Below are 24040 nucleotides of genomic sequence, written 5' to 3'. Positions count from 1 at the left end.
GCAACAGCTGGTCAGCTACGACCTCAACAAGACCTGCTCGGCAGACATCCCTGATCGTGAGGGTTCTACAGCTACGAGGAATACGTGGCCCAACGCATTGCCCGGCGCGTTCTCTGCTCCACGGGAGCGTTCATGGTCGGCTCCGGCCAGGCCAAGCGTCGTCCCAGGTCGCCCACACCTTAGTGGCATCAACCGATTCGGCATCGACAGCCAGCAGCACGGACAGGACCGCGGCAAGCCGCGTGAACACCACGATGGACGAGCCGAGCTTCCCCTCAACTGCGCCCGTGATGACCAGCCCGACGCGAAGATCATGACCAGCGGCGTAAAGCGCTGCCCGGTACTCGGGCTCGGTCAGGCCCAGCGTGACCTCATCGCACGGCACCGACAGGGCGACGGATGCCGGGCTGAGGTCGAACTGGACGCCAGGCGAGTCCGCGGCGCGCGCCATGAGCAAGCCATACGAGGAAGGGTGACCCAACCGGCCCCGGTACTCCACGCCGACAACACCGGCCGCAGCCGGAACGGGACCGTCGTTGCCAGTCCACGCGACGAGGCGTGACAACTGGCGCCGCACAAGATCCCTCCGCATCGCGTCACTGTATCCACGCGCGCCTGAGCCCCAGTTTGGAAGGACGAAGATCACGGCCAACAAGGACCTGGTAGGGCAGGCCATCCGCAGGACGTGGGGACCGTTCGCGGCCGCTGGTGACTGCCGGGGGTACCGACTACTGGCACGTGGATGGCACGGGTGACCTACGCATTACGCGATCGACATAGTGAGGTCGTCCACCTGACCAAAGGGTTCCTGACCTGCGGAGGAGCCTCTCGGCATCTCTCACTGTCAGCCGGCGAGGCTCGAACTCTTGAGGATTGGATGAGGACCGGGTGGTCGGAAACGATGTTGTCGTGCTGCTAACCCGCGCCGACCAATTTGCTGATCTTCAGATCCAGGGACTGCCGTTCGACCTGGACAGCTCCGTGTACGACCGCATGCGTGCCGCCGCTGATGCGATGCAGTCGCCCGGACTGCCCGGCGCGCAGCCGGCGTGGGAGTCGTACACACACGAGCCTGCTCTGCCTCCGCCAGCGACCGGCGCCCAGTTGCTGGTGTTGTCGGCGACGGTATCCCTGGCCAACACCGGCGAGGACTGGCTGGAGCTCTCGCTTCTGGTCGCCTTCGATACGCCATCGTTGCTCGAAGTAGCCGCGACCGTCGAGGTGGCCTGCTGGTGCGTGGATGATCACAACATGCACGTCGTCGAACGGCGGGAATGGGTGGTGGGCAGCGGCCCGGCGCTGGCTCGGTCCTTCGCCGCCGGTGTCCAGGAGATCAATCGGTGGCTCGCAACGGGGCCACGCGAGCCAGACGCTTGGCGGGACGGAGCAGGACTACCCCAGCCGTCGGCGTGGAGGGCTGCACACGCCCCTGGATCACGACCTTCTGATCCGTAGCCTCGGCGAGGCTGTGCGGAACGGTCCGACCCCGGTGTCCGTGGCTGGCCCTGCTGCTGCGGGGTCTCTATCCGTGCCTCATGGTCCGAAGCCGTTGCTGTCACCGGTTGCTGTCAACCGTCGCGCCGGTCCCGGCAACCGCAGCGGTTCATGGCGCCGGGGTACGAGTCCAGTCGCCCACCGACACGCTGCACCAGGAGGTGGCCGTCTTCGATCCAGATTGTCTCGCCGGCACCTACGAGGACCGGTTGGTCCAGTACGAAGTGGCGCCAGCGACCAATCAGCGTCAGGCGGTCGGCTCGTTCGCGCGATGCCGGCGGTTCCCGCCTAGCCGTGGTCATGCTCGACAGCATCGTGCAAGAGGCCGACGAGCTGCAACACTGTGACTGCAATCGGGATCGCAGCGACCTACGCATTACGAGATCAAGTTGCGACCTGCGCCTACCTGGCCTGGACCGGCCCGACATGCGGAAATGCCTCTCGGCGTCTGTCAGCGTCGGTGGTCGCGGTCCGGCCTCTTGAGGACTGGATGTGGACTGCTGCCGGTCGCGCGGCCGACCGCCTGAAGTGTCGCCCTGGTCGCCGCATGCTCGGCAAATGCATCGGTCCGGGCTCGTCCGGCTTCGTTCGCCCCGGCGGCTCCCATGTTTGGCTCCGAAGCCAGGCTCTCGGCGATCACCTTGCCGCCGAGGCACCAGCAGAACGCTGCCTGGGGCGGGCAGCACCGGGCGGATGTGCGCTGTAGCGTGCGCGTCATGACGTTGACGCTCCGGCCCGCCGTGCCGGCCGTCGTCGATCCTCCAGTGGCAGGTGCGGGCGCTATCAGAAGGGGAGGCCGCCGCCGACTTGCCGTGCCCGATGCTCGTCCCCCGCGGACGCCGTCTGCGAGGCGCCGTTGGCGGCTCCTGGTCGCCGCGATGCTGGCTATCGCATTGTGCGCTGGGTATCTGTCGGCCACTATCGGCCATCGCCTCGATCACGGCAGCTCGTGGTGGCACGGGGCTGACGCGGAGTCCCGCACCGAAGGGCCGAGGACGGAGGTGCGGTTCGCGTTCAATCCGGGAGGGCAGGTCACGTTCGGCGCGTCCATCCGCAATCCCGGTCCGTGGCCGGTCACGATCACCGGCATCGCGGGCGAAGGCGGTCCGGCGGATCATCACGTGTTCAAGATTGCCCGTCTGGCGGCAAACCCTGCCGATGGGGCCACCGCCGTCGTGTTCGACCCTGCTGCGGCGGCACCGTTCCGCTCGATCAGGGTGGCGGCGGGCATGGAACTGCCGGTCTTCGTCACGGTCACGATCCCGGACGTGGAGATGGCTCCCGGATCAGGGCTCGGCTTCGATGACCTCGCGGTCGACTACGACGTGCTCGGCCTGCCTCGTCACCAGCGGGTGCCGATGGGCTTCCGCTTGTTGGTCCACTCTGCTAACGGCTATGTCCCACGCTGAGCGTCGGCGGCTCGGGAGCGCCCTTGGGATTAGAAGAAAATCACGGCTGGCTGTCACGGTGGCCTGCTCCTGCTCAAGCCGTCCGTCACTGTCGGGTCACGTCGGCATTGGCCGGCGGTCTTCGCTGTACGAATGGCTGTATGGCGGCGGGACGTTGGCCATGGCAACTGCCTGCAAACTCCTGCGCATAGCTGGCTAGCTACACGCGTCCGACGGGCTCGAACCCCGGCCCCGAAGTCAGGGGATCTGCGTCAGCGCGAAATGGCAGGAGAAGAGGAGCGCCGCTGTCGCGATTGGCCACGGCCACCAGCGGCGGGTTCGGGGAAGCCGGATCAGCGAGATCACGAGGCAGACCGCGCCCGGCAGGCCCACCGCAGCGGCCACGATCCAGAAGGTTCGCTGCTCCGGACGCCAGCAGGCTCCCCACCCGTCGACGGCGGGATCACACGGGTTCGGACCCGGGCCGGTGAGCGCAGGTGACCACCAGATCAGGTTGAATGCCCCCAGCAACAGGAACGGAAAACTGACGATCGCGAGGGGGATCGCCACCCCGAGGCGCAGAGCGCGAGTGCGGGCACGGATGGTTACCGGCTCAGGGCCCTCCGGGCGGCCGTCTACCGTGGTCACCCCGACATCATGGTCGCCTGCCGGCCGCTCGTCGTCACCCGACCGTCCCACGAGGGATGGCCGGTCGACCATCACCGACCTACGCATTACGAGATCAAGTTGAGCAATCCGGCGAGCTGCGCGGACGGGCTTCTAGCAGCGGAAACGCCTCTCGACATCTCTCACCACTCCCCTGCCGTCCGCCGACCTCTTGCGGACCAGATGCGGACAGCGCGTCCCTGAGCGGTCGTGATCGAATACGCGGCCATGGGGTTGGATGAGTGCCTGACGGAGTTGCTGGTCCAGCTCGGGGACCACGGCCTGGTCGCCATCGTCAAGATGGACGGCGAACGCGAACGGGGCCGCTGGACGGTGCTGGTGTCGGGCAAGCCGCTGGGCGGGGACCTTGTGCGGTGGGACGGCGACGACTTGGACGCCGGGCTGTCGCGGGTGATGGCAAAGCTTCGGGAGCGTGTTCCGGGATTGCTCGGCTGAGCTACGGCCTGGGGATTAGAAGAAAATCACGGATGGCTGGTCAGAGAGCTAGGCCCCTGGTCTGCCTGTCCGCCACCGTCGGCCAGTGTCCGCGTCAGCGCACGGCCTTGGCTGTACGGATGGCTGTAGGACCGAAAGCGCGGCCATTGGCCTGCGCCCCGTGGACTCGTACTCTCCTGCCATGAACTCTGGGGGGACCAGGACATTCGAGGCTCCTCGCAGGAGCATTCGGATCGCCGTGGTGGCTGCTGCCGTGAGCGTGCTGATTGCCTTGGTGGTGCAGTGCGGATTGTTCTACCTGTTCGTTCTAGCGCAGCCCGATCGTCCGGCTCCCGAGCCGGTTGTGCCGTGGCCGATCGAGGAGACTGCAAGTACCACCTCCAACCCGTCTCCGGCCGTCTCCGAGTGAGGAGCTAGCTCAAGTGCCAGCAGGGTGGATAGCCGGGTGCGGGGTCGGGGTGGACCGGGACGTTGTGTCTCATGAGGGCTGAGCGGATCTCATCGTCGGGCAGTCGTCAGACCGTCCAGCCTCCCCGGACGGGGACAAGGTAGAGCGCCCTACGGACGAGTCTCAATGACAGTTGTCAAGGGTGGGGCGCCGGTGGCCGGGGCGGCCTGGGGATTAAAAGAAGATCGCGGACGACTGGTCCGCCGGGTGTAGTCCTGGTCAGCCCGTCGGCCGCTGTCGGACAGCGTCGGCGGCTGTGGGTGGTCCTGGCTGTACGAATGGCTGTACGTCGCTGTCCCGGCCCTGCGATCTCTGCATGTTCCTGTCACGATGAGGCATGTCAACAAGCCCCTGGCGAGTCGTGGTCGGTGCAGCCGTGGCACTGCCGGTAGCCGCCTTGCTCTACTCGGCAATCACGCAGAAGTCCTACTGGAGAGGCGTGGCTGCGTCGGTAGTCCGGTAGTCCCGCTGCAAGCCGGTAACCTCGTCCCCTTGGGGGTCATAGATGACCAAGCCATGCCGCTCGGCTAAGCGACAGACGGCGCTCACGGCCTCACTGCCTCGTGGTGAGTGGCTGATACTCATGCTCACGTGGTCGATGCCCACAGCGAGGGGTGCCGACATCCAAGGAGACTGCGGGTCGTACGGCGGATGATCAGGGAACGCCCCCCCCAGCTCCTCGTAGAAGCCGACGACTCGGGGATCCAGCTCCCCATCTCGGTGCGCCAGGCCGGTGCAGTGATCGATCATCTCGCGCACCACGCTGAGCGCAACGACGGGTTGGGCCGCGAGGACCAGAAGTTCAAAGCTCACGGCGGCATGGTCCCTGACAGTGACGGCTACGTCGAGCCTCACCTCACTGTCAGCATGGGAATCGTGCACAGGGTCGCGCGTGCCATCGCGGCCACGCTGCCCACCGAGCGGATGCACTCGATGAGCCTGGGCAGCCAGCAGGGCAACGCCCATCTGCACTGGCACCTCGCACCGCTGCCCCCAGGGGTCCAGTACCAACAGCAGCAGTTCCACGCGCTGATGGCGGAGAACGGGGTTCTACCGGTCAACGACAATAGCCAAAGCGGCTCTCGCCGAGCGCATTTCGAAGTCGCATCCAAGCCCGAGCGTCCACACCACGTCGGCGTTCCGAGGGCTGATGCCGCAGGATCCCGCCGGGGATGAGACCGGCTGATCGCCTTGAGGGGTCGGCCAGTCTGCATGGAGCCTTCGTTGGCAACAGCGCGATCAACCGGCAGTGCTATCGGAAACGCATGCCGCAGGCGGTCTGCGTGGGTGCGTCTGCTGCCGCTCGTGACTGCTGAGTGTCACGGTTACTGGCTCATGGTTAACCCAAGGGTGGCCCCAACCCAGCAGGTGTTGGTTAATCAAGCCAGCACGAGCACTGTGGCTAGTCTGAACGGGTGAGTGCGCCCCGGCTCGACCAGGCGACGTTGGAGTTTGCGATCCGGCTCTCAGAGCGCGCCGGCACGCTCGCCGCCGAGCGGTTCTTCGCGGCTGATTTCGCGCTGGCGATCAAGGCGGACGGTACCGAGGTCACGGATGCTGATCTCGCGGTCGAGACCATGATCCGCGGCGAGCTGGCGGCACGCTTTCCGGCTGACGAAATCTACGGCGAGGAAGCCGGTTCGACGGCAGGCACCTCTGGCCGGCGATGGGTCATCGACCCGATCGACGGCACCAAGTATTTCGCATATCGCATCCCCATCTTCGGCACCAACCTTGCGCTTGAGGACGATCATGGGCCGGCCCTTGCCGTGATCAATCAGCCCGTGGCTCGCCAACTGATCTACGCAGGCCGTGGCTGCGGGTGCCGCGTGCGCACCGACGGCAGGGATCTCGCACCGGCGCTACGGGACAACCCCGACCTGGCCGCCGCCCGGGTTGAGCTCGTCAATCCGGCTGGCTGGCCCGCTGATCTGCTCCTCACGCTGCATCGCCATACGCGCATCACCGGCCACCTGGGCGGCATCGGCGGTTTGCTCACCGGCCTAGTCGACGCCTTGGTGATCGCGGGTCCTGAGATGGGATACGAGGACCTCGCACCGCTACCGCTGATTCTTGAGGAGGCTGGCGGAAGGGCGACCGACCTTCACGGTCGCTCCCTACTTACCGGAGACGGAACTGCGCTGCTCAGCACTGGACGCCATCATGACGCCCTCCTGGACCTGTTAGCGCCTGTCCTGGCCGGCTGACTAGGCTTGGCAGCCGCGTTGCTTCCAATCGCGTCCAACGATCAAGTCCACCCATGAGGCGAGTGCTGGGGCGGATTCGACGAGCATTTGGTGGGCCACTGCCGCGACCGGGCCCAGCTGGTCGTGCGGGCCTACGAGTCGGGGCTGCGCCCGCCGCGCCGCCGCTGACCGCCGGGCGTACGTCAGCTCAGTCGCGCGAGATGGACGCGCACTGCCTCGGCGTCCGGATGATTCAACTGTTCCAGGATCGCCAGCGCGTGGAGCCACGCCGCGCGCGCCTCCTCCCGGTCACCGGCGGCGCGGCGGGCGCTGCCGAGATGGGTCAGGACGATGGTCTCGTCGTACCTGATGCTCATTTGCCGGGTCAGGGCGAGTGCGTTGCGGTAGCACTCCGTCGCCCGCTCGTGGTCGCCCAGGTTGCCGTGGACGTGACCGAGGCTGTCCCAGGCCTGGGCGGCACGGCGCCGGTCGCCGGTCCGCTGGTGCAGGTCGAGGGCCCGCCTGCAGTGGCCGAGGGCCCGCCGGTGCTCCCCGAGGTGGGTGAGGTACCAGCCGATCGCGTTGAGCCCGTCGGCCTGCCCGGCCACGTGGCCGAGAGCCTGGTAGAGCGCGAGCGCCTCCCGCGCCTGCGGCAGCGCCTCGGCGTAACGGCCCTGCCGGTCGAGCACCCAGGCCAGGTTGAGCCGGGTGTGCGCCTGGCTGGTGCGGTCGCCGGTCTGTTCGAACAACTCCAGTGCGCGCTGGAAGTGCCGGCGGGCGTCCTCGTGGTCGCCCAGCTTCGCCCTGGCCCGCGCCAGCCCCCAGTGCGCGTGGGCCTCACCGCGGCGATCGCCGAGGCGCCGGGCGGCCGTTATCGCAAGATCCTGCACCGCGGCCAGGTCGTGCCAGTACGCGTGGGCGTCGAGGAAGTCGAGCAGGGTCCAGGCCAACTGCCAGGCCCGGCGGTCCGAGCCGGTGCGGGTCGCCTGGCCGACTGCGGCCAGGAGCACCGGCCTCTCCGCGCGGAACCAGGCAAGTGCCTCCGCGTAGCCGGTGAGGACGGTGGGGACCGTGCCGGGCTCAGGTGCCGGATCGGTGATCGGATCCCGATGGGGGTCCAGGAGGCGGGCGGCGCCGTCGGCGGTGTGCAGGTAGTGATCGAGCATCCGGTGCCGGGCGCGCCGCCTGTCGCCGGCGTCGTCGTGAGTGTGGGCCAGCTCCGCGGCGTACCGGTCGAGCAGGTCGTGGCAGGCGTAGCGCCCCGGGGCCAGCTCGCCCAGCAGGTGCGCGCGGGCCAGCTCCGCCAGGAGTGGCTTAACGAATGCGGCCGACCGGCCGGCGAGGCTCGCCGCGGCCGGCGCGGCGATGTCCGGGCCAGCGTGCAGGCTCAGCAGCCGGAGCAAACGGGCGGCCTCGGTGGTCAGGGTGCGGTAGGACCAGGAGAAGACGGCCCGGATGTCGGTGGCGAGGTCCCCGCCGTCGAATGGGTCCAACGCTGCGTCCGGTTCCTCCGCGGCGCGCCGAAGATCGGCGGTCAGCGTGGCGAGCGGAAAGTCGGGCCGGGTGACGGCGCGCGCGGCGACGACGGCCAGCGCGAGCGGCAACCGCGCGCACCGGGCGATGAGGTCGTCGACAGCGGCCGGATCGGTGGCCAGCCGGTCGGCGCCAAGTCTCCCGGCCGGCAGCTCCCGGGACTCCTGCGTCGACAGCAGGTCCAGGGTCAGGGGATGCGCGCCCTCGTTCACCACCAACGGGGTCAGCTCGGTGCGGCTGGTGACCAGGACCAGGCAGCCCGGCGTGGCGGGCAGCAGCGGCCGGACCTGCGCGGCGTCGCGGGCGTTGTCGAGGACGACGAGCACCCGCCGGCCGGCCAGCATGCTGCGGTAGAGCGCTGCCTGTGCGGTCGGCTCGACGGGAAGCCGCTGTGCCGGCACCCCGAGCGCGTCGAGGAAGCCACGGATCGCCGCGGCCGGATCCACTGGGCAGCCGTGGTCGGCGAATCCACGAAGGTCGACGTACAGCTGCCCGCCGGGGAACTCACCGGCCACCCGGTGTGCCCAGTGCACGGCGAGGGCGGTCTTGCCCACACCGGCGGTGCCGGACACCACCGCGATGGGCAGGGTGCCGGGCTGGTCGGCGCGGGGTGTCCGCGCGGCACGCAGCAGGGCGTCGAGTCGCGCCAGCTCCGGACGGCGGCCGGCGAATCCGCGCACGGCCATGGGCAGTTGGGCGGGCACGGGCCCGGACGGTGCGGGCTGGCCGGCCGGCGCGCCGGTCACCCGGGCCGGCTCGCCCATGGCCGGCGGTGCCAGGTCGGCGTCCTGCCGGAGGATGGCGGCGTGCAGCCGACACAGTGCCGGGCTCGGGTCGACGCCGAGGTCCGTAGCCAGAGCGGTGCGCAACCGCTGGTAGGCCGCCAGCGCGTCGACCTGCCGGCCGTCGCGGTACAGCGCGAGCATCAGGCGGTGGTGGATCTGCTCGTGGTAGGGATACTCGTCGGCCAGGCGCGCCAGTTCCGGTACGAGCGACGCGTGTTCACCCAGTGCCAGCCGGGCGTCGAGCAACGCCTCCCGGACCGATAGCTCGACGACATCTACGCCGGCGTGCGCATCTACAACGCCAGCGGCGTGAACACCGAAACGGCGGAGTCGAACCGCTGGTACGGCTACTTCTGAGGGGTGGAGACTCCCCGTCGGGGAGGCGTCCGGTCTTCGGCGGCGAGCCCGGTCGCGGCGATCGTCGCCGCCGGTCGATTTCGCAGACGCCCCGCCCCGGCCTGCGGATTGGCATGGTCACGTGAGCGGTCAGCCAACCCGGTCGTTGCCTTCGCTTCGTCGGCTAGCGGCTCGGGCACGAAGGCCGCCGACGTACGTCGCGGCTCGACCCGCCCGAACCGGCCCGCGAGTGAAGCAAGCTCCCGGCCAGAAACTGTCGCCATCGGAAAGGGTTCACGCTGTGGCACGACGCCACTGCCAACTCTGATGTTGTTTCCATAGCGCGAGGGCGATCACGCGGTGGCGGCCTCGTGTCGAGGGCGCTGACGCTGCATCGGTGGCGGAATTGGGAGTGCGAGCAGTACGACTAGACCGGCCAGGCAGTACGCTGCGCCTTGAGCGGCCAAGACCGGCAGGATGCCGATGCGTTCACCGAGGGTGCCCGCCGCGATCGTGCCGAGCAGCATCGCTGCGCCGTTCACGGCCGCCATCGCTCCGAAGACCCGACCGCGGTGGTCGTCGGTTGTCGCGTTCTGAAAGACGGTCATGCCGCCAGCGGTCAGGAACGCGGCCGGCAGTCCGACGAGCGCGATGAGTACCGGCGCGGGCCACAGGGCGTGCGTAGCCAGCGGATACAGGAACAGCACCAAGTCCAGTGCGCCGAACGCCAGCGTGCCCCAGCCGAACATCGCCCGGGGCGTGAAGTGGTGCCCGACCAGCGTCGCGATAAGGCCACCCACGATGCCGCCGACCGCCTGGGCCGCCATGATCACACCGAATGCGCGGGCATCGCCGCCCAGCACGTCGTGTACGAACGGCGCGATCAGCGTGCCCATGATCGCCTCGCCGATACCGGTGATGACGGTGAACGCCAGGAAGACACGCAGGACCCGGCTGGAGACCCCGATGCGCATGCCATCGACCCATTCCCGCAGGACATGCGGACGCATCGCCGAGCCGGATCGAGGTCGGGTGCGGATCCGCCACAGCAGCCCGGCCGCGAGCGCGAAGGTCATCATGTCCGCGAGGCTCAGCAGGGCAATGCCGCCGATCGCCGCGATCACCCCGCCCAGCGCGGCGCCGACCAGGCGGGCGACGTCGCGGGCCTGGCCGTTGAGCGAGTTGACCGTGACGAGGTGGTCGTCCGATACCAGGGACGGCACGAGCGCGGCCTCGGCGGAGGTGAAGAACGGAGCGAGGCAGCTGTGCACCGCGATCACCAGGTAGACCAACCAGACCTGACCTGCGTGCTGCACGGCGAGCAGTGGGAGCAGCGCCACCACCATCAGCAGGTTGGTGACGACCATGGTGCGGCGGCGGTCCCACCGGTCGGCGTAGACGCCCGCGACCGATCCGAGCGCGATCTGTGGGAGCAGCGAGGCCAGGACCGATCCTGCCGATGCGAGCGTGGAGCCGGTCAGGACATAGACCTGGTAGGCGAGCCCGGTCCGCAGGATCCAGTCACCGGTCAGTGAGATCAGGTTCGCGGCGAGCAACAGACGCAAGTCCCCGTTGCTGGCGAGGATCCGCCAGAGCCGTCGCACGCTATCCGCCCGAGGGCGTCGGACGCAGCGGCGCGGCCACGAGCGTCAGATTCACCGGTACCGCGTCGACAGGCCGTTTGCCTGCGTCGCCGAGCGGCCGCCGGTGAACGAGCGGCGCCACGATCTCGTCCCACCGCTGTTTGAGCTCGACGAACTCCTCGAGCGTGAGGTAAAGCAAACTCTGCGAGACGCCCACGTGCTCAGCCCAGCGCGGATCCTCGTCAGCGCGCCGCTGCTGCCAGTCTGCGAGTTGGGCCGACGCCTGTTCGACGAAATAGCGATCGAGTAGTTCGACCGATTCCCAGGCCTCGGCCGACCCGTCCGCCGCCTCGAACCGGTGCGAGACAGCGGTAATCCGCCAAGGCCGCTCCCTGTTGTCGCCGGCGTCAGCGTGCTCGACGAAGCCGTACTTGGCGAGCTGACGCAGGTGATGTGAGGCGAGCGCCTGACTAATGCCGAGTTGCCGGGCGGCGTCCGCGGCAGTAAGCGATCCCTCGCGACCGACGAGAGCACAGAGCTTCAGACGTAAGGGATGCGCAAGCGCCCGCAACGCGAGCGGATCACTGACGACCCGCCGCCCGAGGTCCGATTCCAAAGGCATGCTTGGAGTCTCAAGGCGACGGTAACGGCTTGTCAAGCAAGTGCTTGGCATGCGCGTCCGACCAGCGACATCTCGAACGGCGGCTGCCGTACGAGGCGACCTCGACCCGATGAATGACGAATGGCAGGCGTCCGCGCTCCCTGGATCAGCGAGGGCAAGACCGAGACCATGCGCTGCCTGAAGCGATACGTCGCACGAGACGCCTACCGGCTGCTCACGAACCCCGCGTAGGAAACATCGGTCTCGACACCCAGTAGCCGAATCAGGCACGCTGCACCGGTGGCCATCGACACCACCGGCAAGTTCTGGCGCGGCGACAACTTCACCGACCTCGCCGACTACCTCCGCGAGTACCAGCCCGGCGGCTACCCGGTGGATCGGGTCAAGGAAATGGTCTGCCAACGGTGCGGCGGGAAGACCTTCGCAGTCCTCGTCGACGACGAGAACGGGTGCGCACAGACACGGTGCATGACCTGCGGCGACCACGCTCTGATCGCGGACAGTGCCGACCACTGGCAAGACGCCGACCCTGAGGAATGCGCCTGCCCATGCGGCGGCGAAACCTTTCAGGTCGCCGTCGGGCTCGCCCTACGCACCGACGGTGAGGTCCGTTGGGTCAGCGTCGGACTCCGCTGCGCCCAGGACGGCACCCTTGGCGTCTACACCGACTGGAAGATCGACTACTCCCCCACACACCAACTCCTGACCGGCGCGACGTGATCTGCTTGGCCCACCCGGTCCCTTGACAGAAATAGGAGCGTCAACTCGCCGGCAGTCGGCCTGTCAGGTCTCAGGACCTGCGAGACAGATCAGTATCAGGGCGTGCGTGATGGGGCGCTACGCTGCACAGGTGCTTGTGCAGTGCGCTCATCGACTTGGACGGTGGCAGTCCTCTGACGAGAGGGTGACGTGGGCACGTTCGGAACCGGGCCGTTTAGCAGCGACGGCGCCCTGGACTTCCTCGAAGAACTGGCCGAACGGCCGCCAGAGCAGCACCTCGACGCGCTCCGGCACATGTTCACCTACGTGCTAACCAACCGCGACCTCCTCTGGCGAGAGTTCTTCCCTGACCAGGTCGTTGCGGCGGCAGCACTCGTGGCCGCCACGCTTCCCGGCGGGGAGCACCTACAACACCGCCTGGCGGAACTGGCGGACGAGACAGACATTGCGCTGCTTCCCACATCCGCGCTGGGCCTCGCCGCGCCCGCACTGGAGGCGTTGCTCTTTGTCGCCGGCCCTGACGGGCCGTGGCACCAGGGGTGGACCACCAAAGCGGACAGACTCGACGCGCAACGGACCGTTCACGACCTCGCCGCGATCCTTCGGGCGGCAATCTAGCCGGTCCGGAGCACCTGTGCGCCGAACCGCACGCGACGCGGTCGACGTCGAGCCGGGGACCATGCCGGAGTCCTGACCGCGTCAGCCGTTGAAGTCAGTCATCAGCCAGATCCGGTCGAAGGCGCGCTCGGCCAGATCCGCATGCTTGATCATGAAGTTGACGACAATCAGTGTCTCGCCGAACGCGTCACCCACGTGCCTCTCGTCCAGCCACACGGTGGCTAGCACGGTGTGCTCGTTTGCGTTGAGGATGGGGTTGTCCGCGCCGCCGGTGCTGGCGCCGCCGTAACCGCCGAGAGAAAACTCGTAATCGTTGTCCTCGAGGTCCCACATCACCTCTCCGATCAGTTCCTCGACCTCGTCGTCCAAGCGAAGGTCGAACGGCACCTCGTGCTCGTTCTCTGGAAGGCTCCAGCCGGCACGAGCGTGCAGCAGAATCGGACCGAAGACCGGCACCCCGGGGTTCGGGTGCTCGGTTACGGGAGTGCCGGCTGGCACATGAACGATCCGGCAGTCGTTGGGTGTGAAGTCCGGCTCGACGAAGAACAGCAGCGACCCGTCGGCCGGCAGGTCAAGGTCGTGCCCGTGCGGGGGGATCGCGGCGAGGTCGAGCGTCAACACGAGACACTGCCCGTGAGGCCACTTCTCGCCCTCCGGCAACGCCGCGAGACCGCCGAACCGACCGGCCACAGGCAGGCCGTCGCCCTGCGGAACCAGCTCCGTCTGTGGTCGGGCTAGCCGCACCCAGCGCTCGGTCTCGTCCACCGGCACGCCCATTTCCCGGGCTGCGCCCCGAAACTCCTGTCGTACATCCATGGCCGGGCATGGTGCCTGAGGGGTCCGACAAAGATCAGAATGCCGGTTCGCGGCAGGCGCCCGAGGCGCAGGCCACCAGGCGGACCGGTGGAGGTGAGACCGGTCAAGCTGCCGTCGGGGACGTTGCGCGGCTGGTCAGAGCTGGAACCGCGCGACAAGTCGACGTACTACGAAACACGGCCTAGTCCTCCAAACCATCCACGTCACCGACAGCGAGGCGGCCATCGCCTGCGACGACGGCACCCGCAGCCCGAAGCACCACCGGACCAGTCCGTCCGCAACGTCGAAGCCAGCCGACCCCGTAAGAAGGATTTGGTAACCATAGGACGACGACGAGGCACTGGATCGCGAGTGTTTCAATCCGAGTCGTGGATGATCAGGAGATCTGGTTGCAGCAGCTACCCACCGGTGCCAGGGAGCGCGCACGACAGCTGCTCGGCGCGTTCAGCCAGCTCGGGTGCGGTGACCATGAGGGATGGGCCCGGTCCGAAATCGGGGAGGACATCCCGCAACTGGCCCGCTACCGATTCCTGCGCACACTCTGGCCGCAAGTGATCGACAGCTGGCACGACGGCATGGCCAACGTCCCCGCTGCCCGGCGTGCGCTCGAAGCGGGAGCCAGCCAAGGCGATCTAGCGCAGCTGGCCCGAGCCGTCGCCTACGAAACGGTGTTCGCCATGCTGTACCACCTCGCCGCCGACGAAGAGGCCACCGGCCAATTCCCGTCCTGGGTGCTGGCCGAGATCGCCCCAACCGGCGAGCCCACGGGAAGACACCTCGACGGCCTCCACGAGGCCCTTCTCACTCTCGACCCCTCCGGTCGCGACGGCCAAGACCTCAGGATCTAACAGCGACCCCGCAGGATCATCCTCATTCCTCTAGGTCACCCATCATGGCGTGCGGACGGATTCATTAAGCATGTGGTGGGAATAGCACTGCCAGCTACTGGCCGTCTGACGCCTCGGCCGCCTCGATCTCTCGCCGCGGCTCACCAGCGGCATGCTTGCCGCGCTTCTTCGGCTTAAACAGAGAGGTGACCCCCTCGCCGACGGTCCCGGCCACACCGGCGATCGCCCCACCGACGCCCTTCACGGCGGTCAACGCCTGAGGCTCGTCAGGAACTCCATCGCCATCGAGGTCGACGCTTCGGAAGGGCCGAGTTACGGTGACGGCTGCGTTCGCCACCCAGGTGCCCGTAGCTTTGGCCGCGTCCTCGAGCGCCACAAGCGCCGGGTTCGGCTCATCCTCTTCTTCTTCCGCCGTGACGTTGATCGGCACTGTGAGGTGATCGGGGAACTCCGGTGGCGCCTCGGCAAAGGCCGTCCTCGCCGCCTCGACGACCTCCCGGCCGAAAACGAACCGAGCGACACCGCCAGCAACGGCGCCGACGCCGTACTCGACCGCGGCCTGCTGCTTGCCGTTCAGGCCGGACCGCACGGTCTCCAACCGACCGGTCTGCACGGTTCGGACCAGGTCTTGTGCCGCGCCCCCTGGAAGGGTGTCCGCAAGAGTGTTCGCCCAATGCGACCAGTCCTTGCGGCCGGAGGCGATGCTGTGGCCGACGCCGACGATGCCGTCGGTCGACGCGCTGGCGAGGTCGTTTGCCATGGCTGCGATCTGCTTCTGACTGACGCGTTCGTTGGACAGGCCGTAGACGAGGGCGTGGGCTTGGTCCCGGTCAAGGGCCATGCCGTGGATGTCGGCGATCGCGAGGGCGAAGATCGCGGTGATCTCGAACTGGAGTTGCTCATCACCTGCCGGTAGGAGTGCGGCGACCCGTTGGGCGCCTGTCTTCGCGGCGTTGAGCGCCAGGCCTTTCGCGGCCTTTTTCGCCACCTCCTTGCCGGCCTTCTTCGCCGCGACCTTCCCGGCCTTCTTCGCCGCCTGGGTGCTCACCGTCTTGGCAGCCGTAGTGGCGCCGCCGCCCGGGATCAGCGCGATCCCGACGGCAGCGGCAATCGATCCGACGGTGACGATGCCCCCGGCGACGGTGATCGCTGTGACGTAGTGCCGCTCGAGCATCGTGATGACCTCGGCGGGTGTCGCGTCGGGGTTCCGCTTCCGCACCCGTTTGACGTACTTGCGGGCGATGGCGTGCCGGGCGCTTACCGCCTTCGCGATCTCACGCTCGGCGTCGTCGTTGGGGAGTTCCGCCTGGAGGGTGATGGTCTCGGCGTCAGTCACAGTCTCGTCTCCCCCGTCAGTTGTTCGTCGGCGCCAGCTCAGCCGCACGAGTCTAGGTAGCGGACCTTGTCGCAGGCGACCCCGAACACCTCAAGCGCTGATAGCCGACAAAGTCAGCCTCGCCGCCGGTTGCCGGGTGGTGGCCACAGACCGCCTCGCAAGCCCCGCCCCGGCACAGGCGAGCGCCGGGCTTCCGCACCGACGCTGGTGCCCGGCCGGCGACGTGCTTCTGTCACCGCCGCCGGTCGCCTGTCAGATCCATCGGATCTGACAGGCATGCGGCTACCCTCGCCGCCCGGCCGCGACACGGGCTGACACCGCAGGTCAGCACCGCTTCCCGGCCAGGACGGGACAACGGGCGCTGACAGACCGGACCGCTACCGTCTCGGCCAACACCACTCCACACTCGCAGCATCCCGGTTCGGTCCCATCTCAGGGATCCCCGCCGAACTCCAGCGGTATGCGATGCCCACCCGCTTCGGCCGGTCGGCACACATCCCGCGCGGCGGCCCCTCGAGGTCGACCAGCCACTCGCACCACTGCACCGCTCCGCCTGAAGCCGACCCGCGCGCCCGTGGGCCGGTCATCCCTGCGCGCCCACGCGCAAGTCTCTCGAAGGAGGATCACGCATGTCCCCTGTCAATGGCACTCCGCTGACTCGCCATGGCAGCCGTGTGCCCGCCGTCCCGGCACGGCCGGCCGCCGCGAAGGCCGCTCCGCCGTCGGGGCCCCGTCCGGCCGCCGCCCGCGCGGCCACCACCGCGTTGCGGCCGACCGTCACGCCGGCCCCGAGCGTCGCCACGATGGTGATCTGTCTGCCCGAGGAGCTGCCCGCCGCGGCGCTCACGAGCCACCACCTCGACACATACTTCGGTGTCGCCGGCACCCTCACGGCGCTGTTCTGGGCGGTGCCGCGACTGCGGCGCTGGCAGCACCATCTCATGATCGGGCTGCGCAAGGGCCGCCCTGCGCTGTGCGCTGGTGGGCCGGTGCGGCTGCTCGACCTGGCCGGTATGCGCCAGGCCGCCGCCGTGGGGGCCGGCATCCGTCACCAGGTCTGGCAGCAGGTGGTGCATGGCACGAGAGCGGCCACCCCTTGGCCGATGTTCGAAACCCGCCACCTCACCGACCCCGACCGCTATCCCCTCGAGTCCGCGATCGCGGACTTCCACGCCCAGCCCCGCGTGCAGGCCATGCGTCTGCACGCCGCCGCCCTCGGCCCCGGGCAACCCTCCGTCGGGGAGCTGGAGATGTACCAGGCAGGCGAGGTCGCCTACCAGCATTACCGCGCCGCCAGCGCGGTCGCAGGCGATGCGCTGCTCACCGCCGATGGCCGCAAGCTCGCCCCGGCCAGCGATGCCCTCGCTCACCGCATCACCTACCTGGAGCAGGCCTTGACCCACCTTGACACCCTCGGCCCACATCAGCGGCTGCTCGCCGTCGCCCTCTAGTACGGGACAGGCCGCCGATTTCGCGGGCACCCAGGGATGCAAGCACCGCCCAGTGTCGGCCACATCGGCTATCGGGCTGCGGACCACTGCCGCTCCTCCGGGCTGGGTCAGTCCAACCCGATCTCGCCTTACCTCTGGCCTACCTCGACCTCTGTCGGCGTGTCATCCGCCGCCAGGCGCGGTGGGCGCGCGCCGGCCGATGGGCCGCCGGGAGGCGGGCAGCGCGTCGCCTGCGCCCCGGGTCCGGGGCCTTCTCTGAGCCGTGGTCGGCGACAGGCCGCTTTTCCTCTTCCGCATGCCAATCGAGGCGCTCGGTCGCGACACACCGACTGTGCTCCGCCTCGGGAAGTGAGCCGCTGGCAGGACGCCTCTCGCGCCTCCCACCGCCGAGCCCTCGCTTCCGACGGCCCGGCCACAGCAATGCCCGGCTGCGCACGAACCAGGCTCTCTGGCCTGTCCCGAGATGCGGTCTATGCACTTGATCACCGCCGCGTTCGAAGCGTGGATCAGTGCGCGCACTCCCGACCCGAATCCACGACGAAAGGACAACCGGTATGACCGACACGCACACGGAAACCGCTCCCCCGCACAGCGCGATCCTGGTCCTCGCGACGTTGGCCGAACTCGGCCAAGCCACCGCGGCCGAGATCGCCGAACACGCCGGGCTCGGCTACTCCACGACCACCCCAAAGCTGCGCGCCTGGGAAGGCTCCGGGCAGGCCGAGCGGTTCCGCACCGGCGACGGCCGCACCCGATGGCGGCTCACCGACGCCGGCCGCGCCACCACCGCCACCACCGCTACCCCGCAGCCAGCGGCGGCCGACGCACCCGCACCGGCCGCCGACCTCGAGGATGCCCAGCCCGACGCCGCCGAGGCGCAGCTCCAGCCCGATGACGCCGACCCGTCGACCGCAGCCGACACCACCGGCCCGCCCGACAGCTCTCCTGCCTCCCAGCAGGAGCCCGAGCCGGAAGCATCGGACGCCGGAGAGTCCAGCGCCGGCAACGTTGCGGACAAGGCAACCGACACGGCATGTCAGACGCCGGCAGGCAGTCACGACAGCGGCGACGGGCCGCGCGGCGAGGACAGTTCGGCGCCGGTGCGCCGAAGGGGCGGGTCGTTGCGCGGGGCGGTCCTGGACATCCTCGAAGCGCACCCCGACCGGGCCTACAGGACCGGCGAGCTGTGCAAGCTCATCGACACCGCGAATGCCGGCACGGGCTCGGCCAAGGCCAGCGCGGGTGCGGTCGCCAACGCGGCCATCAAGCTCGTCGCCTCCGGTAGGGCGGTACAGACCGTCGAGCGCCCCGCCACCTTCCAGCTCGCCCCCGCCACCGGCGGCGGCGAGTAGTCCACCTGTCCGGCAGCCCGAGGGCGGGCGTCGAAGTTGGCGCCTCCCGCCCGCCCCCGGTGCTCCTTACTACAGAAGGAGCGTCCCGAGTGTCTCCCACCCTGAACACGATCGCTACCGCCGCCGGCGGCATCCTCGCCGGCCTCGCCTTCGCCGGAGCCCTGCTCTGGCGGCAGCAGCAAGCCCTGCAGATCGCCCGCTACCAGGCCACCCACGACGACATCACCGACCTGCCCAACCGGCGGCTGTTCCTCACCCGCCTTCGTGCCGCGCTCGCCGACCGCACGCCGGTCGGCGTGGTGCTGCTCGACCTGGACCGGTTCAAGACCGTCAACGACACCCTCGGCCATGACGCCGGCAACGACCTGCTCGAACGGATCGCACGGCTCCTGGCCGGCCTGCCCGCACCGGTGCAGGTCGCGGCCCGGCTCTCCGGCGACGAGTTCGCCCTGCTCGTAGCCGGCGACCGGGACGACACCGCCGCCGCGGCCCACGCCGCGTGGCAGGTCATCGCCGCCGCCCCGATCCGCGTGGTCAACGGCGAGCTCCGGATGACCGCCTCGGTCGGCCACACCCACAGCGGTAACCGGCACACCAGCCCCCGACAGCTGCTCGCCGAAGCCGACACCGCCATTTACCAGGCCAAGCGCTCCGGTGGCGGAGTGTGCGAGCACCATCCCCGCGCCGCCGCAGCTGGGCGGCGCAGCCGCGACCGCCACTACCGCTGACCACCGGGCGCCCGGCCCACGCGCCGGCGAAGTCCACACCGGCCGCCGCGCCCGCGATGCCGGACCGCCACGGTCGGCTGTCCCGGGTCTGCGCGTGCCGCGCAGACCACCGGTCCCGCGCCCACCAGTGGGCGCCCGTTCCTGATGCCGAGGACCCCGCAGCCGGCGGCTGCGGGGTCCTTCCCTTTCTGCTCGATGACAAGGAGACCCCGTGTTGTCCTTCGCTGCTGTCCACACCCTCGCCGGATGCCTGCTGGCCGCCGACGCCGAAGCCGACGCGCTGGATTGGGGCCGGCCCGCGACACTGCTGCTCATCCACGACCGGCCCGTGATCACCATCGGGCCGGCGCCGGTACGCGAGATGCGCAGCGTGGAGTTCCCGCTGCACCGCGACGACCTGCTCACCGACCCGGCCGGGCTGCCCGCGCTGCTGCACCGCCTCGCCGAGAGCCTCGACAAGCCGGACGCGCCGACGCCCTACCGAGCCACCCTCGACACCATCGTCCGGCTGATCCGCGCGACGCAGCCCGACGTGCGGCTGCTGGCCTGGGCCGCCTGCTACGACGACATCCTCACCGTCGACGGCCAGCCGAGGCAGGTCCGCCGCATCGACGCCGTCGACCCCGACGGCCGCGTCTACCAGCTCACCCGTCAGATCGGCGAGGACCACCCGCTGCTGCTCGTCGACGAGACCCCCGACCCGGGCGACACCCCCGCCACCCAGCCCGGCCTGGCCGCGCTGCTGGCCGCCACCGCCCGTCACCCCCACTGGAGCACGTCGGGAGGCACGGCATGACCGGGCAGCCGCCGCCTAACGCCGACGAGCCGATCTTCACCTTGTGCGGGCCCGACGGCGCATCCATCTGTTGTCGGGTCTGCGGCGCCGTCGACCAGATCGCCTCCGACGAGGTGCCGTCCATGGCCGGCTACGGCGAGGACACCTACACCCGGTGCACCCGCTGCGGATCCGTCGAGACCACCGACCCGATCTTCGGCTGGCGCCCCCGGCCCGCCACCTGGCCGCCCCGCCGTGACCACGACGAGCCCTGACCGGTAGGGCGCATCAGCTCCACCCGTCCCACACGGACGGCATGGCCATGCCGCCGGGCGTCGCGACGTGTGAGCAGCGCCGGCGCCAGCCGTGGCAGGCCTGTCCGGGCCACCCCCACCACCCGAATGCGCTCGCCCGCCGCAAGGCGGGCGGGCGCACCCCATTTCATTCGCCTCTCGCTGAAGGAGTTCTGTCCCGTGAGCAGTCACTGCTACGTCGGCGTCACCGAACCCCACCGCCCGCGCCTCGCGCACGCCCGCTTCGTGCTCTGCGGCGGCCACCCGAGCGCCGTCCTGCCGACCCTGGCCGCGATCTGGGCCCGGCATGCCCACTACAACACCCGCGCGTTGGTCACCGCGATCCTCGCCAGCGACTGGGAGTACCTCGACCAGGACATCACCGCTGCCGCCCACTCGGCCTTCACCGGCAAGCACCCGGTGCCAGGCGTCGGCATGGCCCTGGCCTCCATCTGCGCAGGCGGGACCGTGGACGCGCCGGAATCGGTCACCGTGTTCCCGTTGAGTCACGCCCGGCACCTCGACGTCGAATGGATCTACCTGCTCGACCCGGACAGCGCCACTGTGGCCATGCACGCCGACGACGGCAGCCTCGTCGCCCGGTACCCCCTGTCGGGGTGCCTGCCCCGGCCCGCCGCCGCGAACCGCTGCATGGCAGAGCTTGGCGGCACGGCGGCGGCGGGAGCGCCGCGGTGAGCGCCCGTGCCCTCGCCGCCCTCGCCGCTGGGGTGGTCGCGGTGGTGGTGCTGTGCGCGGGCGGGGTCGGCGCGTTGTTCACCGGCGGCGGCACCGCATCGGCTGCCTGCTACGGCACCGTCAGCGCCGGGGCCACCATCGCCGTGTCTCCACCCGCGGCCGGCGCCGCCGGATGGAACAGCGACCAGGTGGCCAACGCCGCCGTGATCGTCGCCGTCGGCGCGGACCTGAAGGTTCCGCCTCGGGGTTGGGTCGTCGCGCTGGCCACCGCCATGCAGGAGTCGACCCTGCGTAACCTGCCCGGCGGGGACCGTGACTCGGTGGGGCTGTTCCAGCAGCGCCCGTCGCAAGGCTGGGGCAGCCCTGCCAAACTGCGGGACCCGCGCTACGCGGCCGGGAGGTTCTATCAGGCGCTGCTGGCCGTGGACGGCTGGCAGGCCATGGCGCTGACCGACGCCGCCCAGGCGGTGCAGCGATCCGCCTACCCCGGCGCCTACGCCCGCTGGGAGGACGACGCGATCGCCCTGGTCCGCGTCCTGACCGGCGGCACTCCCGCCGGGCCTGTCGCCGCCGATCTGGAGCAGGCCATGAGCAACCCGTTGTGCCTGTTCGACGGCGGCGACGGCCAACCCGGCAGCGAGCAGGTGCCGCTTCCGGCAGGGTTCGCGCTGCCGCCGGGCACCCCGGCGCAGGTGGTGACGGCGGTCGGCTGGGCCCTGGCCCAGCTCGGCACCCCCTACACCTTCGGTGGGGACTGCACCGCACCCCACTCCGGTGTTCCCGCCCGCCAGTGCGACTGTTCCTCTCTGGTGCAGCAGGCGTATCGGGCGGCCGGCGTTGGCCTGCCACGGACCACCAGTGAGCAGGTGGACACGGGTCAGCCGGTCACCGACTACCGGGACCTGCGGCCCGGAGACCTGCTGTTCATCCCCGGCAGCCGCGGCAGCGCGGCCCGCCCCGGCCACGTCGGCATGTACCTCGGCCAAGGACTGATCGTCCAGGCCCCGCACAGCGGCGACGTCGTCAAGATCACCCGCCTGTCCGGATGGGCCGCGCATCTCGCCGCCGTGCGCCGAATCGTGAGCTAGGTAGGTGACCGGGTTGGACTCGTCGGCGCCCAGCAGTCGTCGGCGCGGGCGGCGTCAGCTGGGCAGAGCGGAGCGGACCCAGCCCCCGTCTGGGGCGCGGTCGGCTCGCTGGCCGTGGGCAAGGTCGGCAACGGCTGCCACTTCGGGATGAGCATTGGCGATGTGCCGCAGGTTCGTCACTGCGGTCGCACTCCCGTCGCCGGTGCCGTCGAGGAATCGCCAGCTGCCGTCATAGCCGCGCACGACGGCCGTGATTTCGGCCTTGCCCTCCACCACAGCAGACGCGGTGCGCACGGAGAAGTACGGCAGGCTGGTGCCGAACGGCCAGCCCTCATACGGGTCGAACTCGGTCCACACGCCCTGCGGATGCTCGGCCGGTGACAGCCACAGGAGTGGTTGGCTGGCTCGACAACCAGCTTCGGCGTCCTGTTCCCACGCGAACCGGCCCTGCTTGTCCGGCCAGAACACCTGCACGATCGGCAGCGGCGGGGCCTGATAGAAGTCGACGGCGGCGCCGAAGAAGTGGCGATACCAGGCCGGGTGGACGGGACGGATCGCCACGTCGTGGTTGGTGAGCACGTCCGCACGCCGTTCGTCGGGCTTCAGCACCGCACCTTGGCGGACTTGGTCGGCCACGATGTTGACGATCGTCATCGCGGTGTTGGTGGGCAACCCGAAGATGCACACCTCCGGGCTGCGGAGCGTGTGCCACAGTCCCGTCGAATACGACCAGCCCGGCGTCCGCGCGTCCTCGGCCAAACCCGTCACGCTCCATCCGTATTGGCGGATGTGGTCGGCGATTCGTCGATCGCGTTGGTCCCATGTCGCCTCGTCGGACGGGTGTTGGCACAGCAGGCAATGGCATGGCTGGTCAGTCACCGGGGGAGGCTATCGCGCCGGATGCTCACGCCGCCTATCGCGCACCAGGCAGGGCGCCCGGCAGGCAGCAGGTGCATGTCCTCGCCGGCCAACCCACCCCGCAAGTCTGAGGCGCCTGTCGTCCTGACCGATAGCCAGGAGCAGAGGAGGCCCGGCGGCAGCAGGCACTCCACCAATGCGCCGTGCTCCACGCGAGCCGCCCCCACCACCCCGGCTGCGGATACCTCACGAGGTGCCCGGGCGCTTTCCCGAACCTCCACTCCCTCGATCACGACGTTGGAAGGACATCACCGTGATCAACACCAGCAACAGCATTCCCCGGCCGGGTGCCAGGCCCGAGGACCACACGGACTGGGTGGCATTGGCTCGCCGCCTACAGACCGCCGGAACAGCATGATCCGGTACGGCGACGACTACTACGCCGAGGCGCTGCGCCGCCGCGACGACCGGGACCTCAGTCATGTGTACCCGGACCGGGTGCGTCTGGGCGGTCCGGGCGTGTTCGCCGGCGACTGGGCGTGGACGTCCAACGAGCAGGGGCAGCTTCGCATCCCGGTCGGGTTCGTCGGCACCCTGGTCGACACGTGGAACGGGTGGGCGGTGTTCACCTGCACCCGGCAGGTGGCCGAGGCGATCGTCGCCGACCAGCACGATGCCCGCGACCGCTACCGGCAGCAGCTCGCCGCCGACGGGATCACCGGTGAGCGCCAAGAGCAGATGGTCGACGAATCCTTGGCCCGCCTGTGCTTCGACGGCGACGTCATCGTGGCCGACGAGACCCGGATGCACGACGACCCGGAGGCCGTCGACCGCATCACGCCCGACGCGCACGGCCGGTTCACCGTGATGGGCCGCGCCTGGACCTGGATGGCGGTGCACCCCTACGACTGCGACCGGATCGCCGGCGACCTCCCTGGCCCGCCGGCGACGGTGGCTACCTGAC

Annotated in this window: 25 protein-coding genes and 1 pseudogene; 17 read left to right on the top strand and 9 right to left on the bottom strand. The window is 69.5% G+C overall.

From position 1 onward, the window contains the following. Positions 1-130: 130 nt before the first annotated feature. Positions 131-592, bottom strand: a complete 462-nt coding sequence (locus GA0070214_RS11275; RefSeq protein WP_139141824.1) for a hypothetical protein — start codon at positions 590-592, stop codon at positions 131-133. A 281-nt stretch (positions 593-873) separates the two neighbouring features. Here GA0070214_RS11275 and GA0070214_RS11270 point away from each other — a divergent pair, with 281 nt between their 5' ends. After that, the gene (locus GA0070214_RS11270; protein WP_139141823.1) at positions 874-1455 is read left to right on the top strand and encodes a hypothetical protein; all 582 of its coding nucleotides are present in this window, start codon (positions 874-876) and stop codon (positions 1453-1455) included. A 1040-nt stretch (positions 1456-2495) separates the two neighbouring features. Continuing rightward, positions 2496-2903 carry a hypothetical protein gene (locus tag GA0070214_RS11265; RefSeq protein ID WP_139141822.1) on the top strand — a complete coding sequence of 136 codons (408 nt, stop codon included), beginning with the start codon at positions 2496-2498 and terminating at the stop codon, positions 2901-2903. 237 nt (positions 2904-3140) lie between these two features. Here the strand turns inward: GA0070214_RS11265 and GA0070214_RS11260 are convergent, their stop codons facing one another. Continuing rightward, positions 3141-3530, bottom strand: coding sequence for a hypothetical protein (locus GA0070214_RS11260; RefSeq protein WP_139141821.1), 390 nt, complete (start codon positions 3528-3530; stop codon positions 3141-3143). Positions 3531-3758: 228 nt separating this feature from the next. Between GA0070214_RS11260 and GA0070214_RS11255 the strand changes: the two genes are divergently transcribed. The 4 genes from GA0070214_RS11255 (at position 3759) to GA0070214_RS11240 (ending at position 6659) form a co-directional block, all read left to right on the top strand. Further along, complete coding sequence (locus GA0070214_RS11255) at positions 3759-4004, top strand: hypothetical protein (RefSeq protein ID WP_244167665.1); 246 nt, start codon at positions 3759-3761, stop codon at positions 4002-4004. 253 nt (positions 4005-4257) lie between these two features. Then, positions 4258-4413, top strand: coding sequence for a hypothetical protein (locus GA0070214_RS31800; protein ID WP_167364246.1), 156 nt, complete (start codon positions 4258-4260; stop codon positions 4411-4413). 690 nt (positions 4414-5103) lie between these two features. Continuing rightward, positions 5104-5628 carry a hypothetical protein gene (locus GA0070214_RS32085; protein WP_208602718.1) on the top strand — a complete coding sequence of 175 codons (525 nt, stop codon included), beginning with the start codon at positions 5104-5106 and terminating at the stop codon, positions 5626-5628. A gap of 239 nt (positions 5629-5867) precedes the next feature. Further along, complete coding sequence (locus GA0070214_RS11240) at positions 5868-6659, top strand: inositol monophosphatase family protein (RefSeq protein WP_091261901.1); 792 nt, start codon at positions 5868-5870, stop codon at positions 6657-6659. 182 nt (positions 6660-6841) lie between these two features. Here GA0070214_RS11240 and GA0070214_RS32770 read toward each other — a convergent pair whose 3' ends face one another. The 4 genes and pseudogenes from GA0070214_RS32770 to GA0070214_RS11225 form a co-directional block, all read right to left on the bottom strand. Further along, positions 6842-7804 (bottom strand): tetratricopeptide repeat protein, encoded by a 963-nt coding sequence (locus GA0070214_RS32770; protein WP_279615652.1) that lies wholly within the window; start codon positions 7802-7804, stop codon positions 6842-6844. Between the two features lie 1173 nt (positions 7805-8977). Then, a pseudogene (locus GA0070214_RS33095) lies at positions 8978-9214 on the bottom strand (BTAD domain-containing putative transcriptional regulator); the annotation flags it as partial. Between the two features lie 431 nt (positions 9215-9645). Further along, the gene (locus GA0070214_RS11230) at positions 9646-10896 is read right to left on the bottom strand and encodes an MFS transporter (protein WP_091261899.1); all 1251 of its coding nucleotides are present in this window, start codon (positions 10894-10896) and stop codon (positions 9646-9648) included. Between the two features lies 1 nt (position 10897). Continuing rightward, on the bottom strand, positions 10898-11497 hold the full coding sequence (locus tag GA0070214_RS11225; protein WP_167364245.1) for an ArsR/SmtB family transcription factor: 600 nt from the start codon (positions 11495-11497) through the stop codon (positions 10898-10900). Between the two features lie 279 nt (positions 11498-11776). Here GA0070214_RS11225 and GA0070214_RS11220 point away from each other — a divergent pair, with 279 nt between their 5' ends. Together GA0070214_RS11220 and GA0070214_RS11215 are read left to right on the top strand one after the other, a co-directional pair. Next, the gene (locus GA0070214_RS11220) at positions 11777-12217 is read left to right on the top strand and encodes a hypothetical protein (RefSeq protein WP_208602717.1); all 441 of its coding nucleotides are present in this window, start codon (positions 11777-11779) and stop codon (positions 12215-12217) included. A gap of 189 nt (positions 12218-12406) precedes the next feature. Next, positions 12407-12835 carry a DUF4259 domain-containing protein gene (locus tag GA0070214_RS11215; RefSeq protein WP_091261897.1) on the top strand — a complete coding sequence of 143 codons (429 nt, stop codon included), beginning with the start codon at positions 12407-12409 and terminating at the stop codon, positions 12833-12835. A gap of 81 nt (positions 12836-12916) precedes the next feature. Here the strand turns inward: GA0070214_RS11215 and GA0070214_RS11210 are convergent, their stop codons facing one another. Next, the gene (locus tag GA0070214_RS11210) at positions 12917-13651 is read right to left on the bottom strand and encodes a DUF1963 domain-containing protein (protein WP_091261896.1); all 735 of its coding nucleotides are present in this window, start codon (positions 13649-13651) and stop codon (positions 12917-12919) included. A 368-nt stretch (positions 13652-14019) separates the two neighbouring features. On the opposite strand from GA0070214_RS11210, the gene GA0070214_RS11205 reads away from it, so the two are divergent. Next, positions 14020-14499: a hypothetical protein gene (locus tag GA0070214_RS11205; RefSeq protein ID WP_208602716.1), complete on the top strand. Its 480-nt coding sequence runs from the start codon at positions 14020-14022 to the stop codon at positions 14497-14499. Between the two features lie 94 nt (positions 14500-14593). Here GA0070214_RS11205 and GA0070214_RS11200 read toward each other — a convergent pair whose 3' ends face one another. Beyond that, positions 14594-15835 carry a hypothetical protein gene (locus GA0070214_RS11200; protein ID WP_091261895.1) on the bottom strand — a complete coding sequence of 414 codons (1242 nt, stop codon included), beginning with the start codon at positions 15833-15835 and terminating at the stop codon, positions 14594-14596. A 629-nt stretch (positions 15836-16464) separates the two neighbouring features. Here GA0070214_RS11200 and GA0070214_RS11195 point away from each other — a divergent pair. The 7 genes from GA0070214_RS11195 (at position 16465) to GA0070214_RS11170 (ending at position 22218) form a co-directional block, all read left to right on the top strand. Next, a complete protein-coding gene (locus GA0070214_RS11195) occupies positions 16465-17286 on the top strand; it encodes a hypothetical protein (protein ID WP_208602715.1) in 822 nt (273 codons plus the stop codon). A gap of 554 nt (positions 17287-17840) precedes the next feature. After that, the gene (locus GA0070214_RS11190; protein WP_091261894.1) at positions 17841-18638 is read left to right on the top strand and encodes a hypothetical protein; all 798 of its coding nucleotides are present in this window, start codon (positions 17841-17843) and stop codon (positions 18636-18638) included. Between the two features lie 89 nt (positions 18639-18727). Further along, positions 18728-19366, top strand: a complete 639-nt coding sequence (locus tag GA0070214_RS11185; RefSeq protein ID WP_091261893.1) for a GGDEF domain-containing protein — start codon at positions 18728-18730, stop codon at positions 19364-19366. 211 nt (positions 19367-19577) lie between these two features. Next, entirely contained in the window at positions 19578-20162 is a 585-nt protein-coding gene (locus GA0070214_RS11180; RefSeq protein ID WP_091261892.1) for a hypothetical protein, read from the top strand. Next, positions 20159-20416, top strand: coding sequence for a hypothetical protein (locus GA0070214_RS11175; protein WP_091261891.1), 258 nt, complete (start codon positions 20159-20161; stop codon positions 20414-20416). Before GA0070214_RS11180 ends, GA0070214_RS11175 begins: the two co-directional genes overlap by 4 nt. Before the next feature lie 198 nt (positions 20417-20614). Further along, positions 20615-21130 carry a hypothetical protein gene (locus GA0070214_RS32380; RefSeq protein ID WP_244167664.1) on the top strand — a complete coding sequence of 172 codons (516 nt, stop codon included), beginning with the start codon at positions 20615-20617 and terminating at the stop codon, positions 21128-21130. Continuing rightward, positions 21127-22218, top strand: a complete 1092-nt coding sequence (locus GA0070214_RS11170) for a C40 family peptidase (RefSeq protein WP_244167663.1) — start codon at positions 21127-21129, stop codon at positions 22216-22218. The genes GA0070214_RS32380 and GA0070214_RS11170 overlap by 4 nt, the downstream gene beginning before the upstream one ends. Before the next feature lie 54 nt (positions 22219-22272). Here the strand turns inward: GA0070214_RS11170 and GA0070214_RS11165 are convergent, their stop codons facing one another. Continuing rightward, positions 22273-23097, bottom strand: coding sequence for a DUF4262 domain-containing protein (locus GA0070214_RS11165; protein WP_091261889.1), 825 nt, complete (start codon positions 23095-23097; stop codon positions 22273-22275). A gap of 393 nt (positions 23098-23490) precedes the next feature. Here GA0070214_RS11165 and GA0070214_RS11155 point away from each other — a divergent pair, with 393 nt between their 5' ends. After that, positions 23491-24039 (top strand): hypothetical protein, encoded by a 549-nt coding sequence (locus GA0070214_RS11155; protein WP_091261887.1) that lies wholly within the window; start codon positions 23491-23493, stop codon positions 24037-24039. Position 24040: the final 1 nt, after the last annotated feature.

The sequence above is a fragment of the Micromonospora chaiyaphumensis genome, assembly GCF_900091435.1.
Classification (GTDB): Bacteria; Actinomycetota; Actinomycetes; order Mycobacteriales; family Micromonosporaceae; genus Micromonospora; species Micromonospora chaiyaphumensis.
Note: the sequence above shows the minus strand (reverse complement) of the source record. Positions and strands in the feature narration are given on the sequence as shown.

What these genes read in the sequence shown, in the direction of transcription:
- GA0070214_RS11275 (WP_139141824.1), bottom strand. Translation starts at nt 592, where the DNA reads ATGCGGAGGGATCTTGTGCGGCGCCAGTTGTCACGCCTCGTCGCGTGG.
- GA0070214_RS32085 (WP_208602718.1), top strand. Translation starts at nt 5,104, where the DNA reads ATGATCAGGGAACGCCCCCCCCAGCTCCTCGTAGAAGCCGACGACTCG.
- GA0070214_RS32770 (WP_279615652.1), bottom strand. Translation starts at nt 7,804, where the DNA reads ATGCTCGATCACTACCTGCACACCGCCGACGGCGCCGCCCGCCTCCTG.
- GA0070214_RS11225 (WP_167364245.1), bottom strand. Translation starts at nt 11,497, where the DNA reads ATGCCTTTGGAATCGGACCTCGGGCGGCGGGTCGTCAGTGATCCGCTC.
- GA0070214_RS11210 (WP_091261896.1), bottom strand. Translation starts at nt 13,651, where the DNA reads ATGGATGTACGACAGGAGTTTCGGGGCGCAGCCCGGGAAATGGGCGTG.
- GA0070214_RS11195 (WP_208602715.1), top strand. Translation starts at nt 16,465, where the DNA reads ATGTCCCCTGTCAATGGCACTCCGCTGACTCGCCATGGCAGCCGTGTG.
- GA0070214_RS11190 (WP_091261894.1), top strand. Translation starts at nt 17,841, where the DNA reads ATGACCGACACGCACACGGAAACCGCTCCCCCGCACAGCGCGATCCTG.
- GA0070214_RS11175 (WP_091261891.1), top strand. Translation starts at nt 20,159, where the DNA reads ATGACCGGGCAGCCGCCGCCTAACGCCGACGAGCCGATCTTCACCTTG.
- GA0070214_RS11155 (WP_091261887.1), top strand. Translation starts at nt 23,491, where the DNA reads ATGATCCGGTACGGCGACGACTACTACGCCGAGGCGCTGCGCCGCCGC.